The organism is Dolichospermum heterosporum TAC447 (genome assembly GCF_024584745.1).
Taxonomy (GTDB): Bacteria; Cyanobacteriota; Cyanobacteriia; order Cyanobacteriales; family Nostocaceae; genus Dolichospermum; species Dolichospermum heterosporum.
Genome location: NZ_CP099464.1, coordinates 353,851 through 365,945, shown reverse-complemented (window position 1 = coordinate 365,945; position 12,095 = coordinate 353,851). Strand labels below are relative to the sequence as shown.

The window sequence follows — 12,095 nt, the reverse complement described above, 5'->3', positions numbered from 1 at the left end:
GGGAGAGGTTTACCAGAGGGGTTTCATATTTGGTTAAACTATGAACAGTTCTTCCATTCGCTTCTGGAATTCATCAGTAAATTTAAATAAATTGAATTTATCTACTTTTTCAACTTGAATTCGACCAAGTAGTGTTGAAGGTCTACTAATAGCTGGTATCATAGTTTAACTCCAGTATTGATTTTAATTTCCCTTCTTTCTAAAAAGTAGAGTTTATCGTAAACAACGAATTGCTTCTAATAACCCTCTAGCTTTATTCAGAGTTTCTTCATATTCCTTTTCTGGGTCAGAATCAGCTACCAAACCTGCACCAGCTTGGACAGTCACCGTCTGATTATGTAATACCATAGTTCTGATAGCGATCGCACTATTCAATTGTCCTTCAAAATCGTAATATCCATACACACCAGAATAGACACCTCGACGGCTGGGTTCTAACTCATTAATAATTTCCATCGCCCTGATTTTAGGCGCACCGCTGACAGTCCCCGCCGGAAAGCACGCTTTGAGTAAATCCCATGCAGTTTTACCCGGTGCTAACTTACCCACCACATTACTGACAATGTGCATAACATGAGAGTAGCGCTCAACGATCATTAATTCATCAACCTTCACACTACCACTGCTGCACACCCGCCCTAAATCATTGCGTCCTAAATCAACTAACATGACGTGTTCGGCGATTTCTTTGGGGTCTTGAAGTAAATCAGCGGCTAAAGCTGCATCTTCCTTTGTAGTTTTCCCTCTTGGTCGAGTTCCCGCAATGGGACGGACTGTGGCGATAATTTCCCCTTCATCATTGCATTCGGCTTTGACCATGACTTCGGGACTAGAACCGATAATTTGCCAGTCTTGGAAGTTAAAATAAGCCATGTAAGGCGAAGGATTGATTTGCCGCAAAGAACGGTAAAGGGCGAAGGGATTACCTGTATATGCTGTGGATAAGCGTTGTGAGATGACGACTTGGAAAATATCACCAGCTTTGATATGTGCTTTGGCTTTTTCCACACTGGCGCAAAATTCGGGGCGGGTAAAGTTGCTGGTATAGTCCTCTATCCCCGCTTTAGGCTTGTTTCCAGGGGCTGTCCAAGCTAATTTGGTGTTTTCTGGTGATAGGGGCAAAGATAGCTTCCTGACCATTTCCTGAATGCGATCGCTCGCCTTTTGATATGCTACCTCTAACCCGGCTGGATCACGTAAATCTGCGTAGGCGATCGCCCAAATTTTCCGTTTTACCTGGTCAAAAATCAATAACTGGTCTACCTGCATCCATAATCCATCAGGGATATTGCGTTCATCTTGAGGATGAATTGGTACACGCGGCTCAATCCAATTTATTAATTCATAACCCCAAAACCCAAATAAACCACCAATTCCTGAAGGTAATTCTGGTAATTTTACTGGGTGATATGGTGCTAAACACTCAGATAAAACTGTAAACGGATCACCTGTAAAAACCTGTTGATCACCATTTCGATGGGTTTGGGTGGTTTTATCACCCCTTGCTTCCAAAATCCATAAAGGATCACAACCTAATAAACTATAACGGCCTACGGTTTCGCCACCTTCCACCGATTCCAGCAAAAAGCTATAAGGTTGATCTGCACAAACTTTATACCAAGCGGATACAGGTGTATCTAAGTCGGCTACCCATTCCTGATACACTGGCACAAAATTACCTTGGACAGCAAGTTTCTGAAACTGGTCGAAATCGGGAAAAATCATAATAAAAATTAACAGTTAAAAATTAAAAGTGAGTTTTTTGTCATGGGCAAGGGGGCAAAGTTTATTCTTCTTCCCCATTACCCATTACCTATCACCCATTGCCTAAGGATTAAGCATCGTGAGTAGCTTTACCGCTGAATTTGATTTGTGCAGGGTTGGGGTTTTGACCGATTCTGCGGGGTACGTGACGCACCATAGAACGTCCAGCATTTACCTTTTCAGGGAACACGCCATCAGCAGGGTGAATCATGGTAGTTTCGCCGCCGGGGAGAATGCGGTAAACTTTGTAGTCGGTAATTTTAAATTTGCGAAGTTGTGCGCCTAAAGCAATACCGTACTCTTTGCGAGCAATGTAAAGTAGGTTTTCGCCTTTTACCATTTTAGCAGCGCCACCAGTGGGCATTTCAAACACTTGCTCTTTGGGACTAGTCCAGGTGATAGCGTACTTTTCTTCTACATCAGCTTTTGTGAGTAGCCCGCCAGTGCTGCCACCAAAGATTGGGGTTTTTCCAGTCAAAGTTGCCATAAACTGTGTCTTGTAGGTTTTTACGGCATACTAACATTGGAACTCGACTTATGTTGCGATCGCGTTATAGACTGTAACAGTTTTTAGGGACTTCCAATTAAAAAAATCCCCAAAAGTTTCTTGTGGTGCGGGACGAATTGCCCGCTAATTACCAAGGACAGGCAGGATGCCCATCCCACAAAATCGGGTAATTTATTTTTTGGTGATCCCTTAGTGATTGGTTGGTTGTCAGTCGTCAATTATAAGGAAGAACGCCGAAAACCCTTGAAAATGTGGCTGACTCAGGAAGCCACATTTGGACTTTAGACAAGGGATGAAGGCTAGAGGCACGATAAATCCTGCCTTGACGTTAATTTGAAAATTTGAAATAATTTCAAATTTTAATCCATATTCGTGATACAACTATATTGTCACTAAAGACATAAAAAGCTACCGAGGGACTCTCGGAAAGTTACGCTTGTCAGATATGATTTCGCCCGCCAGGGCCAACGAAATCAGGGCAAGAACCCAAATATTTAAGGCAGTGCCTGAAACTGGGATAACTGAGGGATATAGACTGAAACTCTCTATAGAATCTCCGCGTCTTTAGACCGGAGAGTGTCAATTTCCTGACTACCATACACAATGGGAATAGTAAAATGGAACTGACTGCCTTGGTCTTTACCTGTGGAATCTGCCCAAATTTTTCCATGCCAGCCATTGACAATTTGCCGACAAATGGCTAAACCCAAGCCAGTTCCCCCGGTAGTTCGGCGCAATGCCCCTTCCTCTTGATAAAAGCGGTCAAAAACGATTTCTAGGCGGTTGGGTTCGATTCCTCGCCCTGTGTCCGCTACGGTGACTTCTAGCATCTCCTGATCATTGCTAATGGCTTTAATAATAATTTGCCCAGAAGAGGGAGTAAATTTACAAGCATTGTCTACAAGTTTGGCGATTACCTCCACTAACCAATCACCGTCAGCCCTGACTAAAGGTAGGTTGTCGGAAATTTGAGTTGTGATTTTGGGTATTTTTTCTTGGCTAGAGCGTGTCCGTAAGCGACTGAGGGCTAAATCTATACATTCTTGAATGGTTAATGATTCAGGATGCCATTCTACCCGACCGCTTTCTAAGTTAGAAAGGGTTAAAAAGTCTTGTACCAGTTTCCGCATTCTTTCGGAATCGGTAAGGGCTGTACTCAACATTATTTGTTGCAATTCCCAAGGCATATCCGGTTCAGTAGCCAAGCTTTCTAAACAAACTTGAATGGTGGATAATGGAGTGCGGAGTTCGTGTCCTGTAATGGCAATTAAATTACTCCGAGTGCGGTCTAAAGCTTCTAGTTGTTGGTTGAGTTCTTCTAAATTGGCAAAAGATTCGGCTTGAATCAGGGCTGTACCAATTTGGGTGGCGATCGCTTTCACTAAGTCTAACTCCCCTGGTTGCCATTCATGGGGAGGAAAATGGCAATCATGTAACTCCACAATTCCCAATAGTCGCCCTTGATATAATACGGGTTCGATCAACCAAGAACGCACGCCAAACTGCCTGACAATGGAGGATAAGGCTGGTGATTTCTTGACTTGAAAGTCCCCCAGGGTATCAGCCACACATACCCCCTCAAGCTGTTGTAGCACCTGCTGAAATAGGGGATTATGTTCTAACTCCCAACTTTGACCCAGTACCGATGAGATATTAGAGTTCAAAAATTCATGTTCAATTGTAGCTTTGGCATCTGTAGCTTGGGCGCGATAAATTAGACAACGACAGGCTCCTAAATGTTGTCCTAACTCTTGCGCTGCCACTTGGAGAATTTCCCGTGGATCAAGCGATCGCCTAATTGCTGTACTAATCGAATTTACCAGCCGTTCTTTCTGAGCTTGAGCCGCAATCGAACGGTAAGCTTTATGCAGCTTATACTGACTAGCTTGCAGATATGTCACCAACCTCTGCACAAACGGGTCAGTATCAAGATCACAAGCATACTCATGATAAGAATTGATCACTGACCTACCTGTTAATTTCCCAATTCCCAACCGACTGGACACTTCATCCACTTTTTCCGCTAAATCTGGACGATACGCCTGAATTCTATCTAATAACAATTGGGCAGCTTTTAAACACACTCCTTTTTCCGATGTCCAAATCCCCTCAAATCTTTGCGCTGTATCCATATCCAAGTTAGGGAGCATCTCTGAGGTATGTTGATTTTTAGCCAGAGAACCCAAGCTTTCTCTACAGATTAAGCAAGTAGCATAATTATCAGCAACTACTAGCAAATGCCATTCTTGAGCTAAAGCATCATCATGCTCAAAAGCGATCTTTTCATAATATTCTGAGCTATTAGCAAACTCCGTTTCCGGTGCGGATAATACATATATTTGATTACTTTTTTCTGCTAGTTTTTGATAACGATGGGCTTCTTGACGGTAAAATCGCTCTTTCTGAAAACTAGCAATAATCAGAGGACGATCCAAATTAGCGGCTAAAACCTGATCCTCCATAGCATGGGAGAGCGCAGTTAGTGAAGCCTTAAAATATAACTGAGGTCGTAGATGGGGGAGTGAGTCTAGTAAATCACTCAGTACAGAAGTATAAATACTCATTAGTCATTAGTCGTTAGTCAGTGGTCACTGGTCATTAAACACATACAGCAATAGGCAATAGGCAATAGGCAATAGGCAAGAGTAAAGAAGTTTTCAGAGATTTGAGTGAGATAGAATTAATTACACAATGTCATTGCGTAAGCGTTGCGTGGCGTTAGCCATATGGAACGAAGTGAAATCAAGCAATTCCAAGGGTTGTGATTGCTTCCCTTCCCTCGCAATGACTGTAAATATTTTTGTCCAATTACTTACGTTTCTTTACACAGTTTGGTTTTATTGTGTTCACCTACTTATATTATCTATTACCTATTGCCCTTATCCATTACTAGTAGCAAGAACATTGATCTATTTTCATAAGAACACCCGGTAAGTGGGAAACGAGCGCGTCTTTAGACCTGAGAGGGAAACGACACGAGCGGTTTTAACCGCTGTGGATATTAAAATTGAAACCAGATTTTTGATTGGAATCTGGAAACCAACTCCCATTTCTGGGGTAATGTTAGCTGATGCCTACGGCACGCTGCGCGAACGACCTGTTATAAGAGCTTGCTTGAGCTTGCAACACTGTTCCAGTTACCTTAGAACTGTTTAATCACAAGCGACAGAGCAGGGAACTAGCTACGCATTCGGTGGGTGTCGTGACTCAAATAACGGCTACCATGAGAGTAAACTCAGGGTGGTCTGGTCAGTACGGCTTGCTTGATTACTCTTGCAAGCCCAATCCCTTTAGGGCTGGGTTACTGACGATTCCAATATAGCTTTGTTGGCAACTAACGCCAAAACACTATAACAGGGGCTAATGTACGATTCTAACAAACTCGCCCAAAAAATTGGTATTCTTAGAAATTAATATACTTAGTTTAGAATAGCCTAAAAAGATTGTTTATATTTGTTTTTGTCAATATAGTAATTCAGCTATTAGTAATTTTACTGAAAATATTAAATACAGGAATCCGACTGGTAAGCTGTTACGCAGCTAAATTTGATAACCATAATTTACTTAAACTTTGTAGTGCGGGCATCTTGCCCGCTAGAATTATACAAACTAAATGCACAACAGCTTAGTGATTTTACTGGAAATATTAAATTTTAATTAAAAACAGAAAAATGGTATCAAAATAAGATAATTAAATACATAGCATATAATTCTCGCACAAAAATTCCTGTACAATTCCTGTAAATATTTATCATTGAGATAAAAATTTTATTAATCCCAGGATTAGTCACTGGTTTGATTTAAAAAAATTAATCAATCCAGATATTACCAGAAATTAATTCACCAGGTCAATAAAATGATAGATGCTCCTATTCCCCAACTCAATGATTGTAGTCCAACAATCCTACTTAACTATTTTGAAAATTCCTGGGAAATGGAAGAAACCTTAATGAAAAGTGTAATTAAGGAAGAAACCTTCTATCTAAATCCCGATCCTTTAAGAAATAAATTAATTTTCTACCTTGGACATTCGGCTGTTTTTTATATCAATAAATTAATGCAGGTGGGATTAATCAAACATCAGATTAACCCCCAATATGAAGCCCTATTTGAAATTGGCGTTGATCCAGAAACACCGACAGAATTAGAAGTAGCAATTCAAGGAGTTAATTGGCCTGATCTTCAAAAAGTTTGGGAATATCGAGACAAAGCTAGATCAGAAATTACCGCAATTATTCATCAAACTCCTTTAAATTTACCCATTCATCAACAGCATCCTATCTGGGCTTTATTAATGGGAATAGAACATAGTCGCATTCACCTAGAAACCTCATCTATGCTGCTGCGTCAATTACCTATTGAGAACTTAAACCGTCCCCAAGGATGGAATTATGCACCTACTAATCAAGAAATTCCCCATAATCAAATGCGAGAAATTCCTGGTGGTATAGTGAAATTAGGAAAACGCCAAGATGATTTAACTTTTGCTTGGGATAGTGAATATGGTGATTTAGAAGGAGAAGTCCCACCATTTTTAGCAAGTCAATATCTGATTACCAATGGAGAATTTTTAGAATTTGTCCAAGCCGGTGGGTACAATAATATCAATTATTGGCATACTGAATCTTGGGCATGGAAACAACTCTACAATATCCAACATCCCAAATTCTGGATATACCAAGAAAATAACTATCGCTATCGTGCCACATTTGATGAACTAGATTTACCTTTAGATTGGCCAGTGGAAGTTAACCATTATGAAGCAATAGCTTATTGTCGCTGGAAAGGTAAAAACACTCGGTTAATGACAGAAGCAGAATGGAATCAAGCATTAACAATATCTGAAGATTCTAGTTTAGCCAATAATTATAATCTCAACTTACAATTTATTTCCCCAACTCCTGTGGGAATGTTTTCAGGAAATCATCAATCTGGACTTTCTGACTTACGGGGTAATGTTTGGGAATGGTTAGGCGAAACATTTAAACCCTTACCAGGATTTCAAACTCATCATCTTTATGCAGATCAATCTGCACCCTTTTTTGATAATAAACATTTTATGATGTTGGGCGGTTCTTGGGCAACGAATGGTACAATGGCTTTACCTTGTTATCGTAACTGGTTTCGTCCTTATTTTTATCAGCACGTCGGTTTTAGAGTGGCTGAAAGTTTGGATTAAATATAAAATCGAGATCCCCGACTTCTGAATATTAATTGGTAATTTATTTACAAAAATACAAAAGAAGTCGGGGATCTTATAGCCACCTTAGAGGATTTAGAAAATGATTACACAACCTTTAACCATTTTAGATCATCATTATCAAGAGTTAAGTATTGATGGTAAAGATGTCATTAGGGGATTAACTGAAAAACCCAAAAGTTTACCACCTAAATATTTTTACGATGATCCTGGTTCTCAATTATTTGAACAAATTTGTGAGTTACCAGAATATTATCCGACTCGCACAGAAGCCTGGATTTTACAACAGTACGCTGATGAAATTGCCGAAATTACAAATTGTTGTGAGTTAATAGAATTAGGTAGTGGCAGTTCTACTAAAACTCAAGCTTTATTAACTGCTTATCAGAAAATTTCTGGTAATTGTAGATATCTGCCTATTGATGTCAGCGGAGGGATTCTCAAAACTAGTGTTTTACAGTTACAAGAAAAGTATCCTGATATTGCTATTCATGGATTATTGGGAACTTATGAACAAGCTTTAGTTCATCTAGAATCGAATTATTTACAATCGCGGATGTTGTTTTTTCTGGGAAGTTCTTTAGGCAATTTTAACCCGGAAGAATGTGATATTTTCTTAAATCAAGTTTCTCAAACTTTACAACCAGGAGATTACTTTCTACTGGGTATTGATTTACAAAAACCTACAGATATTCTAGAAGCAGCTTATAACGACAGTCAAGAAGTAACTGCTGCTTTTAATTTGAATATGCTTTCTCATTTGAATTGGCGGTTTCAAGGTAATTTTGATATCAGTTTGTTTAGACACCAAGCAGTTTATAATCAAGTTGATCATCAAATTGAGATGTATTTACATTGCCAAAAAAGTCATTGGGTTAACTTGGAAATTTTGGATTTAAAGGTGCATTTTCTAGAGGGAGAAAGTATATTAACAGAAATTTCTCGCAAGTTTGATTTAAGAACAATGGAAAAGCAATTACAAAGTAAAGGATTAAATACTGTGAAAACTTGGACAGATGAAAAAGGATGGTTTGGTTTGATTCTTTGTCAAGTTGAATAAGTTTTGTGTCAGCATTTAGGATTTAGAAATCAGAGGGTGTTTGAAAATACCCCTCCCTAACCCTCCCCTTATAAAGGGGAGGGAACTGGATTTTTATTGTTTCCCCCCTTTACAAGGGGAAAGGGGGGTAAAAATGTCATGAAAATTACAGGATACCACTTTTAAAACATCCTCTCAGGATGAAAAATACTTGTAATTGTAAAATGCTGAATGCTGATAAGTAGGTGAACACAATAAAACCAAAGTGTGTAAAGAAAAGTAAAATCGCCCAAAGCTTCTTCACTCTTGCTTTCCCATAACGACAATTTTCAATGCTAACCTACTTAGTTGTCATTGTTCAACGAGATAAAATCAATTAAATTTTTACCTAAGGAACTTAGAAATCATAAAAATGCAAAAATTAGTGAATTTCTGTCTTGATATGGAATTTTATCTCAAAATTGCCATTAGTTGTACAATTACTCAACAGTTATTTTTTTTGCTGTTAAATAAGCTCAAACTAAATTTTATCACCGAAGTATTATTATACTGGTTGGTTGGAACTATCTCATTTTATGCTATTGGTATTTTTATTGAAAAATTAATCAAAAGTGATGATAGTTTAACCAGAAAACTAACAGCAAGAGTTAAGAAAGTAAAAAAACAATCATTTCCTAATTTTACTTTAAAAGGCATCATTATAGGAGAAATAAAAGCTCTAATTACCGCATTAATTATTATATATTTAGCTCCTGAAGTTCATAGAGGTAATGGTTTAATTCTCAATATGGGCTGGTTTTTTATGAGAATAGTTGCTGCTGATTTCTGCTTTTATGTAGCCCATAGATTATTGCATACAAAACTATTTCTTGAAATTCATCTTAAACATCATGAATTTCAAGATACATCAAGTTTTGTGGCCGGACATAAAAGCCTTATGGAATATATTATTGTTACCATTACAGATGTTTTACCTGTCTTTATCTTTGGATATGATATTACTCAACTTTGTGCATGGACTTTAATAGGTAACATTTATAATTTAGAAGGACATAGTTCTTTATCAATATTCTTTATTCCTTCCAATTTTCATGATTTGCACCATACTGGTTTTCATGGTAATTATGGTATTCATAGTTTTTGGGACAGAGTATTTAAGACACTTAATCCTATTAATAAAAAAAACAGGAATTATGTTTCCTGTCAATTCTATTGAATCTAAACTTAATAGCATTTTTAGTGAATTAAATATTAGAAAATTTGTAAATAAATGATATAATGACGTAACTATAATAATCCAAAATCATCCATTAAATCACCATGAAACCAAATCCTATACCTCCAACACTCGGACAAGAATCTGTTTGGGACTATCCCCGTCCTGCTATTTTACAAGATACCGATAAACATCTCAAAGTTATTTGTAATGGGATTGTTTTAGCAGAAACCACTAGAGGAAAAAGAGTTTTAGAAACTAGTCATCCTCCGGGTTATTATATTCCTGCTGAAGATATTAAGTTAGAACATTTAATAGAGACACCTAGAAAAACTTGGTGTGAATGGAAAGGGTGGTGTCAATATTATGATGTTTCCGTAGGAGATAAATACATAAATAATGCTGCTTGGCGATATATTCAACCCAGTCCTAATTTTATCTCAATTCAAGAATATTACAGTTTTTATGTCAGTCTAATGGATGCTTGCTATGTGAATGATGAATTAGTTAAAGCGCAAACAGGTGATTTTTACGGAGGGTGGATTACTTCTGATATTGTTGGACCATTTAAAGGTGAACCAGGAACTATGTGGTGGTAAATAAGGAAAATTTCAGTTGTCAAAATTGATAGTTTGACAACTCATGAACATCATGGAGAAATTATCTACGGTTAATTCTTTCTTCGGTATAAGTAATTGGACAAAAATATTTACAGTCATTGCGAGGGAAGGGAAGCAATCACAACCCTGGCGATTGCTTCATTTCACTTCGTTCCATATGGCTAACGCCAGGCAACGCTTACGCAATGACATTGTGTAATTAATTCTGTCTCACTACTTAGTATTAGCAAGCGATCGCACTATAGACTCTGAGTAAAAAAAGAACCAGAGAGAAGAAAATATAGAAATTCTGATCTTCTTCCCTGGTTAATGATCAATTCAATTCCAATACTTGTCGGTTATTGAAAAACAAAGTTGGTATTGATATCCAAACCGGTAACGCCATTAACAATAGCAACAGTTTGACCAAGTAACCCGATTTCCGTATTCCCATTGAGAACATTGAGAGTCAAACTGCTAGAGGAAATACCAAGAACACCGATGACATCAGTGCCTTTTTGGAAGTCAAGCACAGTATTGGCAGCTTTGGGTAGTTCAGCATTGACAATCCAGAATTGGTCAGCGCCAGCACCACCGGAAATTAAGTTACCACCACCAAGACTAACGTAGAATTTATCTTTACCATCACCGCCGAGGGCGCGACCATTAGAACCAAGGTTGAAGGTGTCATCACCCACACCACCTGAGAGGCGATAGCCACTTACATCATTCGCATAAAGGTGATCATTGCCAGAGCTACCAAACACAACGTCATTATTGCCAGCGAAAATTGTGTCATTACCGCTACCAGAGTCTATGCGGTTACGTCCTGCAATGGGAGAAGATACTGTTTGTGCTTCAATTTCATCATCATTAGCACCAGTGAACACAGTATCATTAATCCCATCAAAGGTAGTATTAGCTGCACCGGCAATTAATATATCAACACCAGGTGTTCCTGATACTACCTGAGTTGCTTGTTGAGATGCCGCAAATTCGGGTGTCACACCAAACATAGTTTGGTACATGACATTGTAAATTTCGGTGTTGTCCAAGGTGCTGGGTAGTTTATCTGCATTCATCCCATGGGCTTTAGCAACAATGCTACCAGGGAAATCGGGAGTACCGACCCAAGCTACACCGAAGTTACCCATTAGTCCATCAATGCTGCTTTTAGCTGCGAAGGGTTTCCAAGGATCTGCAACTGTGCCTGTACTACCATTAACACCATCTAAAACTGCCTGATTTGTATTAGTTGTAGTGGGGTTAACACGAATAAATGGCGCACTAGGCTCAGTATCCGCTAGTGTAGGGCTAGAGGTAGAGTTACCAGCGGGACGGTTGTAAGGCTCAAATTGGAAAACTTGCAATCCGCCAGCATCGCTATCTGCGGTTGTGATCACCAAAGTATTAGGATCTTGGGTGTTGATGTAGTTCATGGCTACACCGATCGCTGCATCAGCCCGGCGTACAGCTTCAATAGTGCCAACTGCATTGTTGTTATTAGCAAAGTTGTCACTACCTTCCTCTTCCACTACCACAAAGAAACCATCAGGGTCTTTGTTGAGGATTTTTAAAGACGCATCTAGCATCTCTGCTACTGTCGGTGCAGTGTTTAGGTAGAGAGGTAAGGGATTAGCAGTGTTTAATCCTAATTGTTCTTCCCTGCGATCGTCAGACGAAACGAACAAAATATTGATTTTATGTTATTATAAAAAAGTAGGTGTAGTCCAATTAAATGCTCCAAATGCAGCCTACAAAACAAAAAA

8 protein-coding genes are annotated in these 12,095 nt (G+C 38.7%); 4 read left to right on the top strand and 4 right to left on the bottom strand.

Features of this window, described 5'->3' with window-relative positions:
- Nucleotides 1-213: 213 nt before the first annotated feature.
- From trpE to NG743_RS01610, 3 genes are all read right to left on the bottom strand, one after another.
- The gene (gene trpE, locus NG743_RS01620) at nucleotides 214-1,725 is read right to left on the bottom strand and encodes an anthranilate synthase component I (protein ID WP_257121357.1); all 1,512 of its coding nucleotides are present in this window, start codon (nucleotides 1,723-1,725) and stop codon (nucleotides 214-216) included.
- A gap of 109 nt (nucleotides 1,726-1,834) precedes the next feature.
- Nucleotides 1,835-2,251 (bottom strand): photosystem I reaction center subunit II PsaD, encoded by a 417-nt coding sequence (locus NG743_RS01615; protein ID WP_015079642.1) that lies wholly within the window; start codon nucleotides 2,249-2,251, stop codon nucleotides 1,835-1,837.
- Nucleotides 2,252-2,817: 566 nt separating this feature from the next.
- A complete protein-coding gene (locus NG743_RS01610; protein ID WP_257121356.1) occupies nucleotides 2,818-4,836 on the bottom strand; it encodes a DICT sensory domain-containing protein in 2,019 nt (672 codons plus the stop codon).
- 1,292 nt (nucleotides 4,837-6,128) lie between these two features.
- On the opposite strand from NG743_RS01610, the gene ovoA reads away from it, so the two are divergent.
- The 4 genes from ovoA (at nucleotide 6,129) to NG743_RS01590 (ending at nucleotide 10,326) form a co-directional block, all read left to right on the top strand.
- A complete protein-coding gene (gene ovoA, locus NG743_RS01605) occupies nucleotides 6,129-7,451 on the top strand; it encodes a 5-histidylcysteine sulfoxide synthase (protein ID WP_257121355.1) in 1,323 nt (440 codons plus the stop codon).
- Between the two features lie 103 nt (nucleotides 7,452-7,554).
- Nucleotides 7,555-8,532, top strand: coding sequence for an L-histidine N(alpha)-methyltransferase (egtD, locus tag NG743_RS01600; RefSeq protein ID WP_257121354.1), 978 nt, complete (start codon nucleotides 7,555-7,557; stop codon nucleotides 8,530-8,532).
- Nucleotides 8,533-8,923: 391 nt separating this feature from the next.
- On the top strand, nucleotides 8,924-9,727 hold the full coding sequence (locus NG743_RS01595; RefSeq protein ID WP_257121353.1) for a sterol desaturase family protein: 804 nt from the start codon (nucleotides 8,924-8,926) through the stop codon (nucleotides 9,725-9,727).
- A 104-nt stretch (nucleotides 9,728-9,831) separates the two neighbouring features.
- A complete protein-coding gene (locus tag NG743_RS01590) occupies nucleotides 9,832-10,326 on the top strand; it encodes a DUF427 domain-containing protein (protein WP_257121352.1) in 495 nt (164 codons plus the stop codon).
- Between the two features lie 359 nt (nucleotides 10,327-10,685).
- Here NG743_RS01590 and NG743_RS01585 read toward each other — a convergent pair whose 3' ends face one another.
- On the bottom strand, nucleotides 10,686-12,017 hold the full coding sequence (locus tag NG743_RS01585; protein ID WP_228044041.1) for an alkaline phosphatase: 1,332 nt from the start codon (nucleotides 12,015-12,017) through the stop codon (nucleotides 10,686-10,688).
- Nucleotides 12,018-12,095: the final 78 nt, after the last annotated feature.